The following is a 24,338-nucleotide window of genomic DNA, read 5'->3' as shown; positions in this document are numbered from 1 at the left end:
ACTAAACACTAAAATTTACTACCGCGAATAAACACACCTTCGATATGAATGAATTAGAATCGCTAAAAAGCATTTTTAAAGACCGGATTTTCAAAATCCCAGATTATCAAAGAGGTTATGCTTGGACCACAAGACAATTGAAAGACTTTTGGGAAGACTTGGTAAATGTTCCTATAGATAGGTATCACTATACTGGACTTTTATCCTTAAAAAAAGTAGATAGTAAAGTTTGGACTAATTGGAACGAAGAAAAATGGTTAATTGAGGATAGAGGTTTTAAACCATTTCATATTGTTGACGGTCAACAAAGGCTAACAACATTCGTCATTTTTATTCAATCAATCTGTGAACTACTAATTAACAATGGAGAGAATATTAATAAATCAGAGAATGAAATTTATTTAGGATCTTTCAGCTTAAAGGCAATAAAAGAAGAGTATTTAGTAATTGAAAAGCCACCAAGATTCATTATAAGAACACACAAATTTGGTTATGAAGTAGATAATCCAAGCTTTAAGTTTCTAAGACATAGAATTTTTCAAGAACCGAATAGCGGAACAATTCAAGAGACGTTTTATACATTGAACCTCGACAATGCAAAGAGTTTCTTTAAAGAAAATTTAAACATTTATTATGAAAAATATGGATTAAAAGAAATTGATATTCTTTTTAAGAAAGTCACCCAAAACTTAATGTTCAATGTTTATGAAATAAGTGATGATTTCGATGTGTTCGTTGCTTTTGAAACAATGAATAATAGAGGGAAGAAATTATCAAACCTTGAACTTTTAAAGAACCGCCTTATATACTTAACAACTTTGTATGACAAAAACCAATTAAAAGATGATGAACGCAATTCATTGAGAGAAAAGATAAATGAAGCATGGAAGGAGGTTTATTACCAACTTGGACGTAATAAACAAAATCCATTAAATGACGATGATTTTTTGGTGGCTCATTGGATAATGTATTTTCAATACACAAGAGAAAAAGGTGATGATTACATACGTTTTCTCTTGGAGCAGAAATTCACTCCTCAAAATATTTATGCCAAAACAGAAGTGAGGCTTAGTTCCATTCAAGAATTTGAGGAAATCAAAGACGATGAAGAGCCAGACTTAGATGAAGTTGAGATTAATGGAGAGGAAGAAATCACCTCATTTAGGTCAAAGCTGTCACCGAAAGAAATAGAAGAATATGTAAATAGCCTTAAATCAGCAGCAGTCCATTGGTATAACACATACAATCCAGTCAATAATTTAAATCTAACAAACCAAGAAAGTCTTTGGATCGACCGATTGAATAGAATAGGAATAATATATTTTCGCCCTTTAATTACAGCTTCATTCTTAACCGAAAATACTAACCCCAAAAAAAGGGTTCAGTTATTTAAAGCAATTGAAAGATTCATTTTTATAACGTTTAGACTAAGCAGGGCTTTTTCAACGTATCGAAATAGTGAGTTTTACAGAGCAGCAAGGCAACTAAGAGACAATGAGTTAACAGTAGAAAATATTATTCAAATTTTAAACCAAAGAATGAACTATTGCTTCTATATGTCCGAAGAGTCAAAAGAAGTTTTCTTTGAGTACACTTATTTTCAAAAATACATAGATAAGAAATTCAAATCTGGTGGTGGATTCTACTCTTGGAATGGTTTAAGGTATTTTCTTTATGAGTATGAGATGGAAAAAGTAAGGCTGAGAGGAAGCCAAAAAATAGATTGGAAACTTTTTATTAAAAATGAAAAGGACAAAGTATCAATTGAACATATTTATCCACAAACGCCAGCTAACAAGTGCTGGAAAGATGATTTTAATAATTATAAAAAAACCCAGCAAGTTTATTTTCAAGGAACACTAGGCAATCTCTTGCCTCTTTCGCAGAGCGTAAACTCCAGCTTACAAAACGATTGCTTCTCAAGTAAGAAAACAGCTAAATACAACGAGAAAAAAGAAAAACTAAGACAAGGGTATGCGGACGGTTCTCACTCAGAAATAGAGGTTTCAGGTTATGATGAATGGAATCCAAATAACATATTGGATAGAGGACTCAAACTTTTAGAGTTCATGGAGCAACGATGGGACTTAAAGTTTGAGAGTGAGAATGAAAAAGCAGAACTACTTTTCTTAGATTTTATGAATCCAGACGAATATGTTGAACAGAGAAACAAATAAGAAGATAAAGTACAAATTATGACAAGAGAGTGATTCAATTGGCTATAAAGCGCTTATAAGTTAGTCAGCTTCACAATGACCGAAGACTCTATCTCCCTTTAATAGCAACTCTACTTACGTCTATATAGCATAGCCGGTGGGCCTCATGTACAACCAGTCGAAGACGTAGAATAACCACCTAACTCATGCCCATCGAAATCATCAACGCGGATGTGACGCTGGAACGGTTTGCCGGCAAAGGCGGCTGGACCTACGCGCCCGTACCGTGGTTTGAATCTGGCCCCAAAACGTATTTTAACACGCTGCGGGTGAGCGGGCGCATTGATGCGTTTGAGTTGCCGGAGGCTCAGATGATGTCGATGGGCAAGGGCCGGCTGTTTTTGCCGGTGAAGGCCGCTATTCGCCAGCAGATCGGTAAGCAAGCCGGGGATAGTGTGCGGCTGGTGCTCTTCCGCACCGAGGAAGCGGCGCCCCTCACCGTATCAGAAACCGATTTTCGGGAGTGCCTGGCGGAGGTACCTGGCGCGCTGGCAGCCTACGAGCGGCTGACCGCCGCGCACCAGCAGGCCTGGGTGGCCTGGGTAGCCGCCGCCCCCACCGATGACCAGAAAGTAACCCGCGCCGATGCCGCCTGCACGCGGCTGGCACATTTGCCCCCCAACGCGAAGAGTTGCCTGCCGCCCACGTAAAAAGCCCCCCAGCCTGCTTTAGTTAGTGTTTTTTACCTCTTAAGACTGTTTAGAAAGCTATTAGAACGTCATGCAGCGCGGAGCGAAGCATCTCGCCTGCTGCCACTGGATTACTATTCTGACTACCGCTGGCGAGATGCTTCGCGCTGCGCTGCATGACGTTCAAAATTATTGCGGACGACCTCTTAAACAGCTTCCTTACTTCGCTAAAACCGGCGCGACCACCTGCGTCCAGATTTCATACCCGGCGCGGGTCATGTGCAGGCCATCCTCCCGAAACAGCTCCGGCCGGGGCTTGCCATCAGTGCCCAGCATGGGCGTGCCTACATCCACGAAGCGCACTTGTTTGGGGTGCGCTTTGCTATACTGGCGGATGAGATTGTTCGCCGCCTGCATCTGGGGCCACTGCGCCCACCGGGCCAGGCTGGGCTTGATGGACAGAAAAACCAGTTGTGACTGGGGCAGCTTCTGGCGCATTAGCTTCTCAAACGTAAGAAACGACGCGTACACCTGCTGGGGCGTAACGCCGGCCGCAATGTCGTTGTCGCCCTCGTAGAGCACCACTTGCCGCGGCCGGTAGCGCACGACCAGCTTATCGAACAGTTGAATGGCATCGGGGAAGCGCGAGCCGCCGAAGCCCCGGTTCAGCACCGGCTGGTTGGGGAAATCGGTGGCCAATGTTTCCCACATGCGGATGGAGGAGCTGCCGTAGAACAGGATGGAGGCGATGGGGGGCTTTTTGAGGCTGTCCTGACGGGCAAACTCGCGTAGCTCCGTCGTCCAGGGTGCTGGGGCCACGGGTGGCGGGGCTGTTTGGGCATAACTAGTGAGCGTCAGCCACGACAGCAGTAGAAGTGTAAAGCTGTACCGCAGGTAGTTAGGCTTAAGCATACAGGTAGACAGAAAAGAGTGAGACTGCTTGATCAAGGTACTACTAAACTAGCATTGGCTGATAGCGGCAAATAGCTCAGATAAACTTTCAGCAACGAAAATTTAACCTGCTTAGAGGCGTTTCACTTTAGCGCCTTCTGCTTGGGAAAGAGGAAGTATAGCTTTCTGAGGTAGCAAAATTTCGAGAAGATTATACTATTCGTATCCCTGGCCGGCGTTTTGCACCTAAATGCGTCAGCTATTTTTATCCCAATCCTATGCGTCCTGCCACCCCAATTCTGCTTTTCCTTCAGCTTCTATTTGCTTTTAGCGCAGTCTCGCTGAGCGCCGCGCCGCTGCCGACGCTGGGGGGCAAATGGAGCGGCACCCTGAAAATACCGAACGGTAAGCTACTCCAGCTTCAGATCGATATCACGGATACGAATGGAAAGCGCACGGCCAGCCTCGACATACCCACCCAAAACGCTCACGATATTACCGTAGAGCGCGTGGAGGTGCGCGGCGACAGCCTGCACTTACAGGCTAGTGCTATTCGGGCCTCTTTTGCTGGCCGCATTGCGCCCAATGGTGGCCTGATAACCGGTAAGTGGCGGCAAAACGGCGTGCGGCTCCCGCTATTATTACAGCGCACAAGCACCGCCGTAGTAGCCGCAACGGCAGCGGCTACACCAACCACCGCGCCTCCTGCAAAAGCCGTGGCAAGCAAGAATTCAAAACGGCCTCAAGAGCCGCTGGGGCCGTTTCCTTACCGCGAGGAGGAAGTTCGATTTGCGAACAAAAGTGCCGGCATCAATTTCGCGGGTACCCTCACGGTGCCACAGGGTGCCGGCCCGTTTCCGGCCGTCGTGCTGCTGTCGGGCTCGGGTGCCCAAAACCGTGACCAGGCCGTATTTGGTCACCGCCCTTTCTGGGTAATTGCCGACTACCTCACCCGCCGCGGCATCGCCGTGCTCCGCTTCGACGACCGGGGCATAGGACAGTCGGGGGGCAATTCGGCCACCGCTACGGCCGCCGACTACGCCACCGATGCCCAGGCCGCGCTGGACTTCCTGCGCACTCGCCGCGACTTAAACGCCAAGCACCTGGGACTGGTAGGCCATAGCGAAGGTGGCACGGCGGCCATTGCCGCCGCCAATAAAGCGCAAAGCCCCAGCTTTCTGGTATTGCTGGCTACGCCCGGCGTGCTGGGGCCAGAGGTGATTGTGCGTCAGACGCTTGACATATCCCGCCTCAAAACCCATGATGCTAAAATCCTGGCTGGCGTAGAGCAGCGCCAGCGGGCCTTACTCAATATCGTGCAGCAGATCAGCGACAATAAGCATGCGCGGGCCCGCCTCATTCCGGCCATGATTCCGCCCATTCCGCTGCCTCCTGAGCAAGCCGCCCAGATGCAAAAGCTGGCTGAGGATAAAGCGGCCATGATGACGACTCCTGCCTACCGCTATATGCTGGAGGATAATCCGCCCAAAAATCTGCGTACTATCAAGTGCCCGGTGCTGGCCCTCAATGGCTCCAAAGATCTGCTTGTTGCTGCCGAGCCTAATTTGAAATCCATTGAAAAAGCTCTAAAAACCGGCGGCAACCGCGACGTAACGGTGCGGGAGTTATCCGGCCTGAACCACCTTTTTCAGACGGCTTCCACCGGTGCCGTAACCGAGTATGAAGGCATCAATGAAACCTTCTCTCCCACGGCCCTGCAAGCGATGGGCGACTGGATTGCTCAACGAGCTAAGTAAGACATGAACTACTTATTGAAGGGCCACCAATAGGTAGTAAACCAAGCCAATCGCCAGATTATCTTTTTCCGGTATAAGACACCTTGCCAGCTGAACAGCATATCAATTATGCAAGTGAAAATATTTGTCTTAAATTATCCCGTAATAGCTCTCAAATCTATTATAAACACTTTCAACGCAGATTAAGATAGTCAGTTCACATTCTCAGCCACGGGTTTTAAGAACGCTGTTTATTTTAACTATATGAAGAAATCTTTATTCATTTCTTTGTTAGCCTGCCTACTGCTTTGGCTACCCAAAATCAGCGTAGCCGGTGAGCCTACTCCGCTAAAAGGCCAGTGGAAAGGCCTATTGAAGGTACCGGGGGGCAGTTTAGAGTTGATTATCACCATCATGCCGCTTACTAACGGCTCCTACTACGCGGCGCTTGATGTGCCCAAGCAGCGGGTGAACCGCATGCCGGTGGAAGTTGAGCTTAAAGGCAACGATCTGACGCTGCGCATGGAGCAGGCTGGTAGCAGCTTTGTGGGCAAAGTAGGCCAAGGGGCGGCCACCCTGACCGGAACCTGGAAGCAACCCGGTCTTACTGCTCCGCTCGTGCTGAAGCAACTGGTAGTATCTACGCCGCCGGTAGCGAAAAAAGCCCGTCTTACTCCTCCGTATCGTGAGGAAGATGTTACGTTTCTAAATACCGGCGCCAAGCTCAAGCTCGCGGGCACGCTTACCATTCCAGCAGGTCCAGGACCTTTCCCGGCAGTGGTTCTGCTATCTGATACGGGTCCGCAGGATCGGGATGCGGGGCAGCAGGAGTACCGCATGTTTGGACAATTGGCCGATTACCTGACCCGGCGCGGCATTGCGGTGCTGCGCTTCGATGATCGGGGCGTAAGCAAATCGGGCGGTGACTATCGTACCGCTACTACCACCGATTTGGTGGGCGATGCGCAAGCGGCCCTGACCTTCCTACGCTCGCGCAACCTCATCGACCCGCAGCATGTGGGCTTGCTGGGCCACGGAGAAGGGGCCAACGTGGCCCTGCTGGCCGCGGCTGATCAGCATAGTAAGACGCCTGACTTCGTGGTATCCTTGGCGGGCTACGGCTTAGCCGGGCGGGATGTACTCCTGCGTCAGCAGGTAGAGATTATGCGGCTTATCGGGTCAGATGCCCAGCAGGTGCAAGCGGCCGTAGAGCTTCACAATCGTATGGTGGAAGTGATCCGCCAGACGCCCGATGATGCACAGGCCCGAGCAAAACTGGCCGGCATTCTGCGGTTGAACAACACGAATATCGATCCCCTGATGGCGAAAGCCCGCGCCATTCAGCTCACTACGCCCTGGTCACGCTACTTCATGGATTTCAACCCTACCCACAAATTATCCGGCGTAAAGTGCCCCGTGTTGGCCCTGAACGGCCTGGACGACTTACAGGTAGCGGCTCGCACGAACCTTTCCATCTTATCGAAAGGCCTTAGTGGCAACCGTGATGTAACCGTACACAAGCTGGCAGGCGTCAACCACTCCTTTCAGCCTGACCCTAAAGAGTGGCCCATAGTCAATGGTGAGCAACAACCTGCTTTCTCACCTAAGGCTTTGGATACCATCCGTGAGTGGGTAATGGAGCGCAACGGGCAGCCCGATACTAAAAAGCTAGCGGCGCACACTGCTTTTTTTAAACGTCTGAAGCCCAATTTCTCTAAGCAGCCAAGGAGCCAGGCTAGCCGGTAGCGTTTTTGGCTTTCTAACATGAGCTTGCTCAGCCTCTCCTCGGCGCAGATAATGCACGTAGAAAAGGTTGAGCAAGTTTCGTTTGTAAGCTTATAAGCGCACTTCAATATCTAGACTGCTGCAACCGGCTTGGGCTCAGGTGTCAGGTCTAGGCGACGTAGCTTATCGGCTTTAATAGCAGTGATTCCCACTACCAATAGCGTCATAGCGCCACCAAATATGACGGACGGCACCACACCCATAAGTCGGGCTGCTGCCCCTGATTCGAAGGAGCCGATTTCGTTGGATGAACCGATAAAAATATTGTTCACGGCCGATACGCGGCCTTTCATGTGTTCTGGCGTGAAGGTATGCAACAGCGTAGAGCGGACGATAACTGAGACGGCATCGAAGGCACCAGTGAGGAACAGCAATACTAAGGACAGCCAGAAATTACGCGACAGCGCGAAGCAAATGGTCGCGACGCCAAAGCCGGCCACGGCCCACAATAGCTTGCGCCCGGCCTGACGCCTCAGCGGGTAGTAGGTCATCAGCACAGCCATCAGCACCGACCCCACGGCCGGGGCGGCACGCAGGTAGCCCAGCCCTTCGGGGCCCGTACGCAGAATAGTGTCGGCAAAAATGGGCAACAGTGCTACCGCTCCCCCAAAGAGCACCGCAAACAGATCGAGCGACAAAGCGGCCAGCACCAGCTGGTTGCTAAAAATAAACTGCACGCCCGACAGAATACTTTCCTTCAAATTTAGCCGCTCGCCTTCTATTGGGGGCAACGCGCGGCTAGCAATACTCCCGTACAGCAGCAGCGCCAGCGCCATCAGCACCGCATCGACACCATAAGCGGTATTGATGCCGGCCTTGGCAAATAAAAGCCCCCCAATAGCTGGTCCGAGTACCGCAGCCGCCTGATACGTGGTGCTGTTCCAGGTAATGGCGTTTGATAGCCGCTCACGGTCGGGAATAAGCTGGGGCATGAAGGAAAACAGGGCCGGCCCCAGAAAGCCGCGCGCGATGCCACTGACAAAAATGACGGCATACAGCGGCAGGGTGTAAAACTGATCTTTGGCCAGCAGCCACGACCCAACAGGACGGGTGAGCAGAAACAACGTCACCGAGCAGAAAAGCAAAGCCGTGACGGCAGCCACGATAATATTCTTGCGACGTACCGAGTCGGCCACATGTCCGGCGTAAAGCGACACCACAATACTCGGGATTGCTTCGGCCAAGCCAATCAGGCCTAGCGCCAGCGGATCATTTGTAAGCTGAAACATTTGCCAGCTCACCACCACCCCCTGAATCTGGGTAGCGACGGTCATGCACACGCGGGCCGACAACAAGCGTCGGAACTCAGGCAGCCGCAGGGCGGCGTATGGATCGTGGGGCCCGGCAGGGGAAAGAACGGACATAGGAAAAACGCAGGTCGAAATCGGGGCCAAAGGTAGCGCAACCCTCCTGGAAAGCAGGTATATTGCGTACCGGCAGGATTGTTACTCCAGGTTTGTTAATGGGTTGGCTCTGAGTACAAACGAGACTCAGAAGTCTTTTTTATATAGCTGTGCAACTACAACTAGCAGGCAAATGAAGCGTCGTGAGGTGCGTGGTGAACGATAGAATAACTACTTCTGATTACGGCTCATGACTAGATCAAACGCTGGGGGGCTTTTTTGAGTCATACTCTTGGCTATTGTACTAAATCCGGGTTGCCCCGCAGATTCGTATGAGTATTTCAGCGGTGGTTGCTTACGACAATAAATCGACCGAGCGCACGAGATAATGACAGAATTACCGGGCGTTACTTACTAAATCTTGTTAGCTGCGGCATTACGGTGTTGTTATTGCTCAGTGGCCAATACGCTACTAGCTTGTATCTGGGGCGTTTGTGGCAGTTACTTTTATTAGTTTTTGAGAACTAGAAATAATAAATATTTGATTTACAATATTTAATAATTTGTTTTGAATCGCTCAGAAAAAATATTTTAACAGATTCTCTATCACGTTGTATTTGGTCAACTAGTTTTATACATTTGACTCTCCCAGTTATCTTTTTATAAGAATCTTCTCTTTCACCGGCAAACTGCACTATTTGACCTAAAGCTCTACGTTCTCTTAACCCGTAGCCTTTATGGAAACCATGCAGCCGAGTGATTCCGCGTTGATTTCGCTCTACATAGCCGGCAAAGAAGATGCTTTCGCTCTCTTGCTGGAGCGGCATAAAGCCCGCGTCTTCACTACTATCATGCTCATCGTGCGCGATGAAGCCGCTGCCGAAGACTTACTGCAAGACACGTTTATAAAAGCCATCCACACCATGAAGGGTGGACGCTATAATGAAGAAGGAAAGTTTTCTTCCTGGATTTGTCGCATTGCCCATAATTTGGCCATTGACTGCTTCCGCCGCGAAAAACGTAAGCCTTTATTGAGTCTTGATACAACAAGCCACGCCTTTAATTCGTTGGCTTTAGCGGAAGAGGGCGCGGAAGCGACCATCACCCGCGAAGAGACCCATGCCCGGTTGCGCGAATTAATTCAGGACCTGCCCGCGGCGCAGAAGGAAGTGCTTATTATGCGTCATTACGGCGATATGAGCTTTCAGGAAATCGCCGATGCAACGGGGGTCAGCATTAATACCGCTCTGGGGAGGATGCGCTACGCGCTTATCAACCTGCGGAAAAAAATGGCCGCACAACCCGTTTTCTATGATCAAAACATTTACCCACGAGAAACTGATCCGGTACGTGTACAACGAGTTGCCGGATGAGCAGCGCCAGGAAGTAGAGCAAGCCTTGACGCACGATGCTGATCTAGCTGCCCGCTGTGCCGACTTGCTGCTGGCTCAGCGCTGCCTCAACAGCTTGCAGCGTGGCCCGCGGGCCGCAACCACCCGAGCCATTCTACAGTATTCACGCACCTTTCTGACGCCGTCGTAAAAGAGAAGCGGAGGGAATGAGTAACGAGAGTAGCGTATTTTGCTGCTTCATTCTCATTCCCTCTTTTTTATGCGCAAGGCTGAACGGTTTCGTCGCTTTCTGGACTACTTCACCACGCACTTCCCCGAGCCGCAAACGGAGCTACAGTACTCCAACCCCTACGAACTGATTGTGGCCGTGGTGCTCAGCGCCCAGTGTACCGACAAGCGGGTAAACCTGGTGATGCCCGAGCTGCTACGCCAGTTTCCGACTCCGGCCCATTTGGGCGCAGTCTCGGCCGAGGAGGTTTATCCCTTTATCCGCAGCGTATCTTACCCCAACAATAAGGCAAAGCACTTAGCCGGCTTGGGTAAGATGCTGATGGATGATTTTGGCGGCGAAGTACCGAGCACTATTGAGGAGTTGCAGCGCCTGCCGGGCGTCGGTCGCAAAACGGCCAACGTTGTTGTTTCTGTTATCTATAATCAACCGGCAATGGCCGTGGACACGCACGTATTTCGCGTGTCGCATCGGCTGGGATTGGTCAGTCGCACTGCCACCACGCCGCTGGCCGTGGAAAAGGAGCTGGTGCGCTACATTCCCGAAACGCTGATTCCGAAAGCTCACCACTGGTTGATTCTGCACGGCCGCTACATTTGCGTAGCTCGCCAGCCCAAATGTGCTGTTTGCCCCCTGACTGATTTCTGCAAGTACTACGCGGAGCACTTTGGATTGCCCTCGACTGATAATGCTGTTTCCTTAACTGAGCCCGAATTTCCCCCCAGCGATTCAGATGGCAGTTACATAAGTACAACATAGTACATAAGTAGTTCTAGTTGGTAATAGATGCAGCATCTTCTAACACCGTTTGAACATTGGCAGCTATTCCGTTCCTATCGAAGTGCAGTAAGGCTGCTGTCTTTCCCTTTTCTCCTGCTTGCTTGAGAGTTGCAGGTATTGCCAACAACTCACTTATGCATGAGGCCATCGTGAGTGCGTCGCCGGCGGGGGTGTACCAGCCACACTGGTAGTCTTCGACCCACTTTTTCGTCCAGCCGTGGTTCGTTACTATTACAGGCGTACCCACCGCAAGGCTGTCGTAAAATTTAGCCGGCGAATTAGCATCCAGCACTGGCAGATTCAAGAAAGAAACCACCGACACTTCTGCCAACCGAAACCAAGTGAATACGGCGTGGCGCGGCTGGGGGGCAATTAAGCGAATACCTGCGCATCGGGCCGCAGCTGCTCGGATAAGAGGCTCATGAAAGCCGTGCCCCATGAATAGCCAAGTGACATCGGGATGGCTGGGGGCCATTTTTTCGGCGGCAGCTACCAGCGTCGGAATGTCGTTTGCCCGACCAAAAGTACCCGCATATAGTACGACTCGGCGACCAGCTAGGCCCTGCTCCTCTCGCAGGGAGGCAACTGCCGCAGCGGTGGCCGCAGTGGCTAAGTGAAAGTCGGTGCCGTTGAGGACAGTGGTTATTTTAGCTGGGCTTATTTCTAATGCCTCAATGTAGTGTGACATATCAGGCGACAGAGGCAGAATATGTTTTGCGCTGGTATATAAGCTCTTCTCCAAGGCAAACAGCTGTTTTCGCGCAAACGCATTCGGTACGGCGCCCATGGCGATGGGAAAGGAAGGCCACAGGTCTTGTACTTCAAATACCCACGGCACCCGCCGTAAGCGCGCTACCTGCGCGGCGGCCCAGGCTGCCGTCAGTGGCGTGGATATTCCCCAGATAACATCGGGCTTATCCAGGCGCAGTCCTTCGCGCAGGGCATAAGCGGCATATTGCCCAAAGGCTAAAGCCCGCCGGCCGACACCCATTTTATTGTGATAGGGTACGTCAGCGGCTCGCATCTCTACGCCTTCCGGCACCCACGGAAACTGTTGGGTGAAGCGCTGTGGCTCCCAAGTGCGTGTTGTAATCAGCGATACGCGGTGCGTACGGGCCAAATGCTCCAGCAGGGTATAGTGCCGACTAGTAGCCGGACAATCGGGGTTGGTGTGATACTGGCTGAAAACCGCGATATGCACTTCGGCAACTAAAGACTATCTTCTTACTTCCCCTCGCCTATTCGTTGAGAGCAACTTCCCTTTCTATTTACTTCCGCTTTGGGCGGTAACGCGACTCGTTAAGAATAGCCTGCGGATCTTTCTGGGCCATGAGCTGAGCGAGCGTCACATTTGGATGGGTTTCCATATACTTGCGCACAATTTGCCAGCCCACCCAGGCACCAATGCGACCGGGGGCCGTTTTGGCGATTTCGGGCACATTGGGCCGCTCACTCACGTATTTTTGAATAGTGAAAGGACTGTTATTGTAAAGCAGCTTTTTCTCAATAAAGTGAGCCCAAACTTTCCCTTCGTTAAATTCCAAGCCAGCCAATTCGTCGGCGGTGTAGCCAATAAGCACAGAATCGGGCGTGCAGGGCAACACTTTTTCGGTGAAGTAGAGCGACTTCCCCAGCTGTATCATCTCGCCAAGCATGGTTTGCTGATTAGCGGGTACGGGTTGGTTGTACTTGCTGGAAATGGCCTGCGCGACGGTAGGCAGTAGGTGAGCGGGTGTATAGCGCCGCAAAATATAGGCCGGCACATTGGGGCGGTAGCTAGCTTTGGGGCCGACGAAAAAGTCAAGGCTGAGCACCATCAGGCTGTCGTTCACGAATAAATCCTGACTCAGACCGCTTACAAACGTCTTTACTGGTGGCACCCGAAAAGTCGGGAAATAGTAGCGTACGTGCTGCATCAACTGCTTTAGCTCCGTCTGAAGGGTGTCGGTGCTAGAGAATTCAGCTAGTGTCTCACGTCCTAGCTTCTGCAAACCAGGGTTAGTAGCTAAGCGCGTGAGGATAGCCGCCAGAGCCGCATCGGAGGGATACTGCCGACGCTGCAAGAACTGGTTAGCTAGTAACGGATTTCGCGCAAGGAATTGCTGTGCCTCCGCCTCATTTTTAATAGCAAAGAATGATTGCTCTAGCCGCTCGACTTGTACGGGAGCATCGATGCGGGCTACTTCCGGGTTTGTTTCGCAGGTCGTAGCCTTTTTACAGCCAGTCAGCAGCAACAAAGCGCTGAACCAAATGGCAAAACAGGTACGCAAGGGGGCAGATTTATAATGCACGGTTCTATCTTTGGGACGAAAATAGCCAAAACGAAACGCCAGCTGGTCAGCTTTCGTGTTTCAGATGTCGTTTTATCCGTTTAATGATGAAAAAAATACTTTTAGCCCTGCTGGTGCTCGGCACTACTGTCGGCACAGCCTCCGCTCAAGTCGAGATTGGCATCAAGCTTTCGCCCTCAGTCGCTTATCTGCGGGCCGACGCGCCCCAGCAATACAGTTTTAAATCGGAGAAAAGCAAGCTGGGCATTGGTGGAGGACTGGTGGTCGATTATTTCTTCGGCCAAAACTATGCCTTTGGTACGGGCTTGCAGCTCACTAGCAAAGGTGGCACTGTTTCTTACCAAGCTAATATTGTCACGCAGGATAACGAGCAGAAGATTAGCCTTCAATACCTGGAAATACCGCTGACGGTGAAGCTATTCACCAACGATATTACTACGGATACCAAGCTTTATTTTCAGCTGGGGGGCAAAATTGGTGGTCTGGTGGCAGCCCGCATAGACGGCGAGAAGTTCTATCAGTCGGGCGGGGAAAAGTCCAGCAAACATTTCATCATTCCTGATGCCGCTTTGCTGGGCGGTTTTGGGGCTGAATATCAGGTGGGCCAGAGCACCAAAGTATTTGCCGGTCTCTCCTACCACCATGGTCTCGCTAATGTGGACCGCTACTTTGAAAAGACCCTTAATTTCAATGATGTGTCCCTTAAAAATGGGGAGGTCGCGCTTGACTTAGGCATCAAGTTCTAACTCTTGTACTGCACACCAGTCAACTCAATAAGATCCTACGCAAAAGCCCGCCTTACTCATCCAGAGCACGGCGGGCTTTCTTCTTGGTCAGGGGCTTTTCGCAGAAAAAACCGTTAGTCCTTAATCTATAATCTCAATTTCGCGGTCCTGGAGGCGGGCCATGGCCGCTGCGGGTGAGTGCAACTCAATGTCTTCGCCCCGCTCATCCTCAATGCGGTAGTCGGTGAGGCCCAGGCTGGTGTCCTTGGTCACTTTTACCCACTTATAATACTTCAGATACCACTTCATCTGCTTGGAAACCAAGCCTTTGGTGTAGTATGCGTACAGGAAAGGGTGCACGTGCAGGGTAATACCCGACTGATTCTGGGTCATCAGCAAGTCTTCGATGCTGTTCTCAATCTCGTCGGTGACGAGAATAGAGGCCGAAATCTTGCCCGTGCCGCCACAGGTAGGGCATAGCTCACCGGTAATAATATTCTCGGCGGGCCGCACACGCTGCCGCGTGATCTGCAGCAGGCCGAATTTGGTGATGGGCAAAATGGTGTAGCGCGCTTTGTCGTGCTTCATAATGTCCTTCACCGCATCCTCGACCTTCTTGCGGCTCTCCGCCGCTTTCATGTCAATGAAATCGACGACGATAATGCCCCCCATATCCCGCAAACGCAGCTGACGGGCCACTTCGCGGGCCGCCGACATGTTTACGTGCAGGGCATTCGCCTCCTGGTCGCTTTCCTGGTTGCTCTTGTTGCCCGAGTTTACGTCGATGACGTGCAGGGCTTCGGTGTGCTCGATAACGAGGTAGCCGCCGCCGGGCACGGTCACGGTTTTGCCAAACAGGGTTTTGAGCTGCTTCTCGATGTTGAGATGCTCAAACATCTTCACCTTGCCGGTGTAATGCTTGAGTAAACCTAGCTTATCGGGGGCAATCTTCTCCAGGTAGCTGCGCATCTCCTCGTACATCGGTGCCGAGTCCACGGTGATGGCATCGAAGGACTCGTTGAGCATATCGCGCAGCATAGAGCTAGTGCGGCCCAGCTCACCCAGAATCTTATCGCGTTCCTTGGCGGTGCGCAGGGTCTGGAAGAGCTGTTCCCAGTTGCTGGTCATGCTCTGCATGTCCTTATCCAGCTCGGCTACCTCACGTCCCTCCGCTACAGTTCGGATGATAACGCCAAAGTTGTCGGGCTTGATGGAGGCGATAAGGCGCTTGAGCCGATCCCGCTCCGTGCGGCTGACAATCTTCTTGGAAACGCTGATCGTATTGGAGAACGGCACCAGCACCAAATAGCGGCCGGCCATCGAAATATCGGTGGACAGGCGCGGTCCTTTGGTCGAAATCGGCTCCTTTACGATTTGCACCAGCAATTGCTGGCCTTTTTTGAGCACGTTGTCGATCTTGCCGACTTTGTCGAGCGGCTCCTCAAACTGAAATGTCTTCAGAGGCCCGACGGTAGTTTTCTGCGATTGCACGCCTTTCACCCACTTATTCAGCGACAGGAAATTCTCGCCCAGGTCGCCGTAGTGCAGAAAAGCGTCTTTTTGATACCCGATGTCAATGAACGCAGCGTTCAGCCCGGGCATCACTTTCTTGACCGTACCCAGGAAGATGTCACCAACAGAGTAGTTGGTGTCGTTGCGGTCGAAATGGTATTCGATGAGCCGCTTGTCCTGGAGCAGGGCAATTCGTTCGCCATCCTGAGCAGAATTAATGATTAATTCGTTACTCAATGTCTCGGTAGCTTAACTAATCTCCCCAAAAGCGCCTGTATTTGCCCCCCGAAACCCACAAAGGGAAGCCAGTGCGCCAAGGCACCAGCTTCCCTTCCGAGCCACGGGGAAAGCATCAAACCAGCCACTCTCAGAGATACTAAATGAGAGATAAACGGACTTTGGTTGAAGCCTCAACCGTCCGCCAGCTAACCCCGCGGGGCTTACTTCTTCTTGTGACGATTCTTGCGCAGACGCTTCTTGCGCTTGTGGGTGGCGATTTTATGACGCTTTCTCTTTTTACCGCAGGGCATGTGGTTGTAGGTTAAATGGTTGAATGACTTTATGCTCGAATAGCTGATTGCTCATCCGCCGCCATTGCTAAGAAAGCGGTAGGCGTTGGAAGCACAAATCTGCTGATTTATTCCAACTTGCTCAGTTCCTCATCGACGGAAGCCGCCAAACTTGGGTCGCTGCTTAAGCTTTTGGCCTTGGTGAAAGCCGTTCGGGCTTCGTCTTTGGCACCCGTTTGGGCCAAAGAAACGCCCAAATAAAACTGGCCGTTCACGTTACTCGGATTCACTTTTACAAGCTCCCGAAAACGCTCCACGGCCTTATCGTACTGGTTGCTTTGAATAGAGAGGATGCCCAAATTGTAGAGCGCCTTCTCGTTGCGGGGGTTGGTAGCTAATACCTCGCGCAATAACGTAACGCCCTGCACGGGGTTGTCGCTGGCCATGTAGGCCATACCCAGATTGGTTTTGGCGTCGAGGTTATCGGGGTTGTTTTTCAAAACCTTCTCGTACAGCTCCCGGGTTTTTGCGCTTAGCGTTTTGGCTCGCTCCTCAGTTGCCGCGAAGCCAAAGGCCTCGAAGTACTCATCAGCAGCCCGTTTCCAGGCTTGCTCCCCGGGGCGGGCAATGGCTACTTGCTCGTAGTAATAGCCAGCACTGTCAAACTTGGCGATGGCTTTGTACTTGGCGGCCAGGTCGGAGGCTACGCGCAGGCGAGCTTGGGGGTCGCGCTCTTTGTTGTAGCGCGCGGCTAGCTGCTTGATCTCGCGGCTTTGTTCGGCCGTGGCTTGCTGGTGAGGCTGCTCGGGCGTACCTGCCACGGGGTCAGCGGTTTGCTCCTGCTCACCTGAGGAGGCAATAGCCTTCGACCCATTGGTAGCAGGACCGCCACCGTCGCGGTTAGCGGTGCGAGCCGCATCCTGACTCAACTCGCCTTTACCTTCTTTGGGCTTCACCATCACCTTGGGCAACAGAAATAAGCCAGCCACCAGCGCTAGAGCGATGGCCAATATTACTAACTGATGTGAGCGGGAACGTGACGCCATGCAGAAAAAGCAGGCCGTCGGGCTCCCAATTACGGAGTGCCCGACGGCTAGCCGGCAAAGAAGTAAATGGAAGAAAAAGAAGGATTACGCCTGAGCGGTTTCCTTAATTTTCTTGCTGTTTTTGATTTTGCCGATGAAGGTTTTCGATGGCTTGAAGCTAGGAATAAAGTGCTCGTCGATGATGATCGACGTATTTTTAGAGATGTTACGAGCCACTTTCTTTGCCCGCTTCTTGTTTACGAAGCTGCCAAAGCCGCGTACGTAGATGTTGTTGCCATCGGCCATCGAATCCTTTACTACTTTGAAGAAGGCTTCGACGGTAGCTGACACGTCTCCTTTTTCGATGCCGGTCTTGTCGGCAATCTCGGCGATTACTTCTGCTTTAGTCACGCTGGTAAATGAAATGTACTATGGAGAGAAAAAATATGCTGGGCAAAATATCCCGATTCAACACGTAAGCCCTTGCCCGGTAAGCTGTTCGCTTATGAATTGGGGCCACAAAGGTAGTTTCCTTTTTTGGTTTTGCAACATTATTTACTGATTCCACCCGGCTCTGCCTTTCTTTCCCAACTAATTTATTCTCAATATATTGAGTTCCCTCTCTTCTCCTCTCGCCCACCCTTTCTTCGCTTCGGCCCTCCTCGATTGGTACCCACGCCACCACCGCGACCTACCCTGGCGTCACACCCGTGATCCGTATGCTATTTGGCTCTCGGAGGTCATTTTGCAACAGACCCGCGTGAAGCAGGGCCTCCCCTATTACCTCGACTTTGTAACAACTTATCCCACCGTTCAGGAGCTGGCTGCGGCTCCCGAGGATGAAGTAATGCGTCACTGGCAAGGCTTAGGCTACTATTCCAGGGCCCGCAACATGCATCACACCGCCAAACAAGTTACAAGCGATTTTGGGGGGCAATTTCCGAGCTCTTATGAGGGCTTGCTCCAACTTAAAGGCGTGGGACAATACACCGCCGCTGCCATTGCCTCTTTTGCATACGACGAAAAGGTGGCCGTGCTCGACGGCAACGTGTACCGGGTTCTGGCCCGCGTGTTCGGTATCAGCGCCGATATTGCCGCGCCGGCCAGCCGCAAAGTGTTTCAGCAGCTGGCCGATACACTTATTCCGGCGACCTCGCCAGCCGAGTTCAACCAAGCTATCATGGAGTTCGGGGCCATTCAGTGCACGCCGGTGAAACCTGACTGCTTGTTTTGCCCCCTACAAGGTCAGTGCTATGCTTTCCAGCACGGCATGGTGCAGGAGCTGCCCGTGAAAAGCAAAGCTAAGGCCTCACGCACGCGCTACTTTCACTACATGGTGCTACGCTACGAGGACACCGTTTATCTGCGCAAGCGCACCGACAGGGACATCTGGCAGGGACTCTACGACTTTGCTCTTACTGAAACCGACAGCTCCGATTTGCCCCCCACCGACCTGCTCGATAAAGTAGAAGCCCTGGGGGGCAAATTGGACACTAGTAGCGTGGAAGAGCCGGCTGTTGCGGCCCGCCATGTGCTTAGTCACCAGAAGGTAGAGGCCCGCTTTCACGCCGTCAGGCTACAGGCACCGCTATCGGCCGCGGCGCTGGCAGCGACGGGTTTGCAGGCTTTTACCCAGGCTGAAATTGAGCAGCTGCCCAAGGCCGTTTTGATCAGTAATTACTTGGAAAGAATGGGGTTTTAGGCGGTTTTTTGTTTGGAAGCAAGGGAGCATTTTTGTATCTTTAAAGGAATAGGAAGCAGGTTATTTTGCTTCGTAACCCCTTATTAATCAAGTGATGGCAGCAGGAGTAAACAAAGTAATCTTAGTTGGAAATCTGGGCAAAGACCCGGAGGTTCGCCACCTGGAAGCCGGCGTGAGCGTAGCCAATTTTACGCTCGCCACAAACGAGTATCACAAGGACAAAACCGGCACCCGCATCGAGCGCACCGAGTGGCACAACATCGCCGCCTGGCGCGGCCTGGCGGAGGTAGCCGAGAAGTATCTGCGCAAAGGCCACCAAGTATATATTGAAGGTCGCATTCGGACGCGCCAGTATCAGGACAAGGACAACCAGACGCGCTACATCACCGAAATCGTGGCCGATGAGATGACCATGCTGGGTGGACGTCCGCAAGGTGAAGGAGCCGCCGCTCAGGCTGCCCCCGTACCCGAGGCGCAGACGTTCCGCCAGGAGCCTGAACTGGACCAGCTGCCCTTCTAAAAAGCCCCCCAACGGGCTTCTTTCTGTTTAAAGCCCCGGCACGAAGCCCGGGTTTTTTGCGTTTCACGGATTTGCGGGAGAAATTACGCGGGGTAAATAACCTCTGCATTTCCGCCTACCTTTGACTATCATTTTCGCATTGCTTCAAATGCCTGTTTTCCGACTCTGCCGTGGCCTGGGCGCGGTACTACTTTTTGTGGGCTCACTCGCGGCCGGCTGCACCTCGGCCCCCGATTATACGCCCAAGCCCAAGGGCTATAACCGTATCGATTTGCCCCCCCACAGCTACCAGCAGCTAGCGCCTGGCCGGCCCTACACGTTCGAGTATTCGCGCCACGCCCGCATCCTGCGCGATTCGTCTTATCTGGCCCAGCCCAACTGGATAAACGTGTACTACCCGAAGCTGGGGGCCAACGTGCAGATTACGTATACCAATGTGCAGCAAAATGCCAAGCTCTACAACAAGATGCTGGAAGATGCCCGCAAGCTCACCAGCAAGCATCAGATCAAGGCCTCGGCCATCGACGAGAGCATTATGCAAACGCCCAGCGGTATGAAGGTGGCCGTATTTGAGCTGGCCGGCGACGTACCCAGTCAGTTCCAATTCTACACTACCGACAGTACCAAGCACTTTTTCCGCGGAGCCCTTTATTTTCCCATCGCGACAGCCAATGATTCGCTGGCTCCTATTATTGATTACGTCAAGAAGGATATTGTCCAGCTGCTGAACACGCTTAAATATCAATGAGCAATGAGCAATGGGCCAGCATAACTTGGCGTGATTGCTTATTGCTTATTCTCTCTGAATGAGCAACTTCTTTAACATCAAACTTGAAAACCTGCGCGGGGTGGGCACCCAGCGGGCTCAGCTGCTGCAAAAGGAGCTGAACCTGTTTACCTACGGCGACCTGATTCAGCGCTACCCCTTCCGCTACCTCGACCGCACGCAGTTTTATACTATTGCCGATTTGCACGACGACCTGCCTTTCGTACAGGTAAAGGGCGTACTACGCAACCGCGAAGTGCTGGGCGAAGGTCCCAAGCAACGCCTGGTGGCCAAGGTGGCCGACGCGAGCGGGGAGCTGGAGCTGGTGTGGTTCAAGGGCGTGAAGTATCTGCAAACCGTCGTTCGCAACCACCAGGAATACATCGTGTTCGGCAAGCCGACCATGTTCAACGGCCGGCCACAGATGGCCCACCCGGAGCTGGAGGAAGTAACGGAAGCCAAGCCGGGACAGAGCTTTTTGCAGCCCGTCTACAACACGACCGAGAAGCTCAAGAACTACCACCGCATCGACAGCAAAGCGCTGGCCCGCCTGGTGGCCGACCTGCTCAAAATTGCCCCCCCGCACATTTCAGAGTCACTATCGCCGGCCCTGATTCAGCACTATGGGCTCATGAGCAAGGTCGACGCGCTGCTGCAGATTCACTTTCCGCAGAGCCCGGAGCTGTTGCAGGCAGCTAGGTTTCGGCTCAAGTTTGAGGAGCTGTTCTACGTGCAGCTCAAGCTGTTGCGCCAGCGCGACCAGCGCAAAGTAGAGCTGGCGGGCCAGATTTTCCGGGAGGTGCCCTCGCTGGTCGATTTCTACAAAAACCACCTGCCCTTTGACCTTACCGGGGCGCAAAAGCGGGTTATTCACGATATCTACAAGGATTTTTGCGCTGGTAAGCAGATGAACCGGCTGTTGCAGGGCGACGTAGGCTCGGGCAAAACCATCGTGGCCTTCATTGCCATGCTCATGGCCGCCGACAACGGGGCCCAAAGCTGCCTGATGGCGCCCACCGAAATCCTGGCCGATCAGCACTATGCGGGCCTCAAAGCCTACGCCGACCAGTTGGGTATTCAGATCGGTAAGCTCACGGGCAGTACGCGCACCGCCGCCCGCCGGGAGCTGCACGAGGAGCTACGCGCGGGCCGGATGCATATGCTGGTCGGCACCCACGCCCTGCTCGAAGACGTGGTGCAGTTCCGCAATCTGGGCCTGACTATCATGGACGAGCAGCACCGCTTTGGGGTGGCCCAGCGCTCCAAATTGTGGCAGAAGAACCCACACGTTATTCCGCACGTGCTGGTGATGACGGCCACGCCTATTCCGCGCACCCTGGCCATGACGCTCTACGGCGACCTCGACGTGTCGGTGATTGACGAGCTGCCGGCCGGCCGCAAACCCATCGTGACCGTGCACCGTTACGACGCTAACCGCCTGAAAGTGTTTCAGTTCCTGCGCGACCAGATCAACCTGGACCGGCAGGTGTACATCGTGTATCCGCTGATTGAGGAATCCGAAACGCTGGATTACAAAGACCTCACCGACGGCTACGAGAGCGTGGCGCGGGCCTTCCCGGAGTTTCAGATCAGCATCGTGCACGGCCGGATGCGGGCCGAGGAAAAGGACTTCGAGATGCAGCGTTTCATCAAAAAAGAAACGCAGATCATGGTGGCCACTACCGTAATTGAGGTGGGCGTGAACGTGCCCAACGCATCGGTGATGGTAATTGAAAGCTCCGAGCGGTTTGGCTTGTCGCAGCTGCACCAGTTGCGGGGCCGGGTGGGCCGGGGCGCCGACCAGAGCTACTGCATCCTGATGTCGGGCTACAAGCTGAGCAAGGACTCGCGCACCCGCCTCGAAACGATGGTACGCACCAACAACGGCTTCGAGATTGCCGACATCGACCTGAAGCTGCGCGGCCCCGGCGACCTGATGGGCACCCAGCAGAGCGGCGTACTGGATCTGCTTATTGCCGATCTGGCCAAAGACGGCCGCATCCTGACGGAATCAAGGGCAGCGGCTCAGCAGCTGCTCAGCGAAGACCCCGGTCTGAGCCAGCCCGAGAATCTGAACATTCGCCGGCACATCGAGTCATTGCCTGCGACGGCCGTCAATTGGAGTCGCATCAGCTGAACGTATGTTGCCTAACCGGGACAAAAAAAGCAGCTAATAAGCTGCTTATCCGGCGTTTAGTTAAATACGCTATTTGCTCCGGCCTGGCTTTGCGCCCACCATTGGCGGTTGTCGCCGGGCGCAACGCCTTGCAGGGTAGCTTGACGGGAGAAAAATGAAATCATATGTACAGGTAGCTCATTGGCAGCGGTAGGCTTCGCAGCAATATCTCCGGCAATGGGATTCTTGACCAATTTACCAACAATGATGAGACTAAACAGTAATAGAAACTTGAGTAATGATTTCATAATGGATGGTAATCTGATAAACGACACCATAAGTGGCGCACAAAGTTAAAGCCAAAATTGGTAAAGAGATAAGCAAACAAGCTGAGCAGAGCGCCAAACACCTTTTAGAGAATGCAGAAGGATATATTTATTTTTATTACTGCTTTCTACCTCCATTTTTAGGGCAATAAAAAATAAGTCTCCAACGGTAGTTTCACATTCACTCCTATTTTATCCACAAAGTAAGCATACTCAAAACTCAAATCTGAGCACTAGAATGTTAAGGGATTGTCAACAAATGATTATTTAGCTAACATGCTACCCGATTGGTAGCGGCGCCATATACGAGGTGTATTTGAAGATAGATACCTTTGATGGTATTTTTTTCTGATGACTATAATTTTTCTAACGTAAACATCTTTTAACGTGCGATTTACATTTCCTCATAAATACAGCTTTGTATGGGTCCTAACTTTAAGCTTAGCTATACCGACGCTAGGGCAGCGGGTAAAATCGGTAGCCTTTACCTATTTACCCGAACAATCAGATGACCGCTATAACCAACGCCTAAACAAAAAGACCCTAACAATGCCCGATGGGGGCTTCGTTATTCTGGCACATCGTACAGCCACCGAATACGCCGTAGAGCGCTATGATAAGGAGCTAAAGTGCCTTTGGTCTACGGCACTGCCGCTCACTGCCGAGGAAAACATTGATGGCTTTTCTCGTAGTGAACAGCAAGTTACAGCACTGATATACCATAAAGACGACGCAGCCCAAAGCTTAGCTGCTCAAGTCTTTAACCTAGGCACCGGTACAATTACTCTCCGGAAAAAGCTCACGGAAACAGCTGCCCGCAACCGTCGCCCAGGAGCAGCTTTCTCACCCAATGGCACCAAACTCGTGGCCTGGCAGTATGCCACCCGCGACCAGCAGATTCGGGCCATTAGCGCCAGCGTGTTTGATGAGAAGCTCACAAAGCTTAAAGACCGTACCTATGATTTTCACGATTTGGGGGACTTTTTCTCGACCACCATCCATCTCGACAATGAAGGAACCCAGTATGTAACGCTGTTGAGCGACGAGATGAAGAAGCTCACGGTACGTCGCTACCGCAACGATAACGCGGACATCAAGGTCATGTCGGTGGCGCTAGGGGGCTCGTTTGAAGGGAAAGCAGTAATGGTGTTCGACGCCAAATTTGCCCTCCAGCCCGACCAGACGCTCTACGCCGCGGCCATCTGCACCGAGCGCCAGACGGGTCTTTACTATAGCTTGAAGGTAGTAAAGTTCGATTTTGCGGGCGAGGGCACGATGAAGTTTGCCCCCGAGTTTCGCTTCCAGCCCGAGTATTTGGCGGAAGTAAACAAGGCGACGCAATCGACAGCTAAGCGCCTGGAAGACGTGTACCTCACTGATTTGCTATTTACGGACGAAAAGCAGATGGTAGTCATTGCCGAGAAGAAGTACGAAGAAGGAGGCGATGCCTCACCCGTGCATGCCCGCGAGCTGCACCTGTTTGGCTACAATGAGTTTCAGCTACCGGAATGGCACAGCACCATTGCAAAAGATCAGGTAGCCTCGCCCACTGAAGCTTTCGCCGGTATCGGCTATCGAGTTGCCGTCTTTGGCCCCGAAATTCATATCCTAACGCAAGAAAAGTTGAAAGGCAAATCGGACCTGTACCTGCGCCAGGTGAATGCGCAAACCGGCGTAGTACAGCCAGCCAAAGGTTTGGGCCTCAACGTAGCTAATGACCAGCAATTAGCCTACGTAAAAGACTTTACGGCGTGGCTCGACGCAAAAACTATTGTGGGTGTAAGCCGACCAAGTAAGAAATCAGCCGCCTTACAACTGAATAAAATTGCGGTGAAGTAGATCAGAGATTCATCGAACACAAAAAAGACNCACTACTACGTACGTT

The 24,338-nt window shown here is 51.9% G+C and carries 21 protein-coding genes; 13 read left to right on the top strand and 8 right to left on the bottom strand.

Annotation, left to right across the window (positions count from 1 at the left end; all coding sequences use genetic code 11):
* Positions 1–44 precede the first annotated feature (44 nt).
* On the top strand, positions 45–2,177 hold the full coding sequence (locus tag B9A24_RS04480; RefSeq protein ID WP_084443980.1) for a DUF262 domain-containing protein: 2,133 nt from the start codon (positions 45–47) through the stop codon (positions 2,175–2,177).
* Positions 2,178–2,362: 185 nt separating this feature from the next.
* Complete coding sequence (locus B9A24_RS04475) at positions 2,363–2,866, top strand: DUF1905 domain-containing protein (RefSeq protein WP_084443979.1); 504 nt, start codon at positions 2,363–2,365, stop codon at positions 2,864–2,866.
* Positions 2,867–3,064: 198 nt separating this feature from the next.
* Here the strand turns inward: B9A24_RS04475 and B9A24_RS04470 are convergent, their stop codons facing one another.
* Positions 3,065–3,757 carry an SGNH/GDSL hydrolase family protein gene (locus B9A24_RS04470; RefSeq protein ID WP_084443978.1) on the bottom strand — a complete coding sequence of 231 codons (693 nt, stop codon included), beginning with the start codon at positions 3,755–3,757 and terminating at the stop codon, positions 3,065–3,067.
* Between the two features lie 257 nt (positions 3,758–4,014).
* On the opposite strand from B9A24_RS04470, the gene B9A24_RS04465 reads away from it, so the two are divergent.
* Positions 4,015–5,493, top strand: a complete 1,479-nt coding sequence (locus B9A24_RS04465) for an alpha/beta hydrolase family protein (RefSeq protein WP_084443977.1) — start codon at positions 4,015–4,017, stop codon at positions 5,491–5,493.
* Between the two features lie 243 nt (positions 5,494–5,736).
* The gene (locus B9A24_RS04460; RefSeq protein ID WP_084443976.1) at positions 5,737–7,218 is read left to right on the top strand and encodes an alpha/beta hydrolase family protein; all 1,482 of its coding nucleotides are present in this window, start codon (positions 5,737–5,739) and stop codon (positions 7,216–7,218) included.
* A 110-nt stretch (positions 7,219–7,328) separates the two neighbouring features.
* On the opposite strand, the gene B9A24_RS04455 is transcribed toward B9A24_RS04460, so the two are convergent.
* Entirely contained in the window at positions 7,329–8,621 is a 1,293-nt protein-coding gene (locus tag B9A24_RS04455; protein ID WP_084443975.1) for an MFS transporter, read from the bottom strand.
* A 716-nt stretch (positions 8,622–9,337) separates the two neighbouring features.
* On the opposite strand from B9A24_RS04455, the gene B9A24_RS04450 reads away from it, so the two are divergent.
* From B9A24_RS04450 to nth, 3 genes are all read left to right on the top strand, one after another.
* On the top strand, positions 9,338–9,973 hold the full coding sequence (locus B9A24_RS04450) for an RNA polymerase sigma factor (RefSeq protein WP_084443974.1): 636 nt from the start codon (positions 9,338–9,340) through the stop codon (positions 9,971–9,973).
* Positions 9,912–10,142 (top strand): anti-sigma factor, encoded by a 231-nt coding sequence (locus B9A24_RS04445; protein ID WP_084443973.1) that lies wholly within the window; start codon positions 9,912–9,914, stop codon positions 10,140–10,142. The genes B9A24_RS04450 and B9A24_RS04445 overlap by 62 nt, the downstream gene beginning before the upstream one ends.
* Before the next feature lie 69 nt (positions 10,143–10,211).
* Positions 10,212–10,940: an endonuclease III gene (nth, locus tag B9A24_RS04440; protein WP_084443972.1), complete on the top strand. Its 729-nt coding sequence runs from the start codon at positions 10,212–10,214 to the stop codon at positions 10,938–10,940.
* Positions 10,941–10,953: 13 nt separating this feature from the next.
* Here the strand turns inward: nth and B9A24_RS04435 are convergent, their stop codons facing one another.
* Both B9A24_RS04435 and gldB read right to left on the bottom strand, forming a co-directional pair.
* Positions 10,954–12,162 carry a glycosyltransferase family 4 protein gene (locus B9A24_RS04435; RefSeq protein ID WP_084443971.1) on the bottom strand — a complete coding sequence of 403 codons (1,209 nt, stop codon included), beginning with the start codon at positions 12,160–12,162 and terminating at the stop codon, positions 10,954–10,956.
* A 67-nt stretch (positions 12,163–12,229) separates the two neighbouring features.
* Positions 12,230–13,252 (bottom strand): gliding motility lipoprotein GldB, encoded by a 1,023-nt coding sequence (gldB, locus tag B9A24_RS04430; protein ID WP_449404354.1) that lies wholly within the window; start codon positions 13,250–13,252, stop codon positions 12,230–12,232.
* An 86-nt stretch (positions 13,253–13,338) separates the two neighbouring features.
* On the opposite strand from gldB, the gene B9A24_RS04425 reads away from it, so the two are divergent.
* Positions 13,339–13,998, top strand: coding sequence for a porin family protein (locus tag B9A24_RS04425; protein WP_159451937.1), 660 nt, complete (start codon positions 13,339–13,341; stop codon positions 13,996–13,998).
* A 120-nt stretch (positions 13,999–14,118) separates the two neighbouring features.
* Here the strand turns inward: B9A24_RS04425 and B9A24_RS04420 are convergent, their stop codons facing one another.
* The 3 genes from B9A24_RS04420 to B9A24_RS04410 all read right to left on the bottom strand — a co-directional run bounded on the left by B9A24_RS04420 (position 14,119) and on the right by B9A24_RS04410 (position 17,434).
* On the bottom strand, positions 14,119–15,726 hold the full coding sequence (locus B9A24_RS04420) for an Rne/Rng family ribonuclease (RefSeq protein ID WP_200813861.1): 1,608 nt from the start codon (positions 15,724–15,726) through the stop codon (positions 14,119–14,121).
* Between the two features lie 400 nt (positions 15,727–16,126).
* Positions 16,127–17,008 (bottom strand): tetratricopeptide repeat protein, encoded by an 882-nt coding sequence (locus B9A24_RS04415; RefSeq protein WP_234996979.1) that lies wholly within the window; start codon positions 17,006–17,008, stop codon positions 16,127–16,129.
* A gap of 120 nt (positions 17,009–17,128) precedes the next feature.
* Positions 17,129–17,434 carry an HU family DNA-binding protein gene (locus tag B9A24_RS04410; RefSeq protein ID WP_084443967.1) on the bottom strand — a complete coding sequence of 102 codons (306 nt, stop codon included), beginning with the start codon at positions 17,432–17,434 and terminating at the stop codon, positions 17,129–17,131.
* A 199-nt stretch (positions 17,435–17,633) separates the two neighbouring features.
* On the opposite strand from B9A24_RS04410, the gene mutY reads away from it, so the two are divergent.
* From mutY to recG, 4 genes are all read left to right on the top strand, one after another.
* Positions 17,634–18,725, top strand: a complete 1,092-nt coding sequence (gene mutY, locus B9A24_RS04405; protein ID WP_234996977.1) for an A/G-specific adenine glycosylase — start codon at positions 17,634–17,636, stop codon at positions 18,723–18,725.
* 94 nt (positions 18,726–18,819) lie between these two features.
* Complete coding sequence (locus B9A24_RS04400; RefSeq protein WP_084443965.1) at positions 18,820–19,245, top strand: single-stranded DNA-binding protein; 426 nt, start codon at positions 18,820–18,822, stop codon at positions 19,243–19,245.
* Between the two features lie 148 nt (positions 19,246–19,393).
* Entirely contained in the window at positions 19,394–19,993 is a 600-nt protein-coding gene (gene gldD / locus B9A24_RS04395; RefSeq protein ID WP_084443964.1) for a gliding motility lipoprotein GldD, read from the top strand.
* Positions 19,994–20,051: 58 nt separating this feature from the next.
* Positions 20,052–22,148: an ATP-dependent DNA helicase RecG gene (gene recG, locus B9A24_RS04390; RefSeq protein ID WP_084443963.1), complete on the top strand. Its 2,097-nt coding sequence runs from the start codon at positions 20,052–20,054 to the stop codon at positions 22,146–22,148.
* Between the two features lie 56 nt (positions 22,149–22,204).
* Here recG and B9A24_RS04385 read toward each other — a convergent pair whose 3' ends face one another.
* Entirely contained in the window at positions 22,205–22,435 is a 231-nt protein-coding gene (locus B9A24_RS04385; RefSeq protein ID WP_143434752.1) for a hypothetical protein, read from the bottom strand.
* Between the two features lie 567 nt (positions 22,436–23,002).
* Here B9A24_RS04385 and B9A24_RS04380 point away from each other — a divergent pair.
* Entirely contained in the window at positions 23,003–24,292 is a 1,290-nt protein-coding gene (locus B9A24_RS04380; RefSeq protein ID WP_084443961.1) for a hypothetical protein, read from the top strand.
* Positions 24,293–24,338 lie beyond the last annotated feature (46 nt).

This window comes from Hymenobacter roseosalivarius DSM 11622 (assembly GCF_900176135.1).
GTDB classification, from domain to species: Bacteria; Bacteroidota; Bacteroidia; order Cytophagales; family Hymenobacteraceae; genus Hymenobacter; species Hymenobacter roseosalivarius.
Note: the sequence above shows the minus strand (reverse complement) of the source record. Positions and strands in the feature narration are given on the sequence as shown.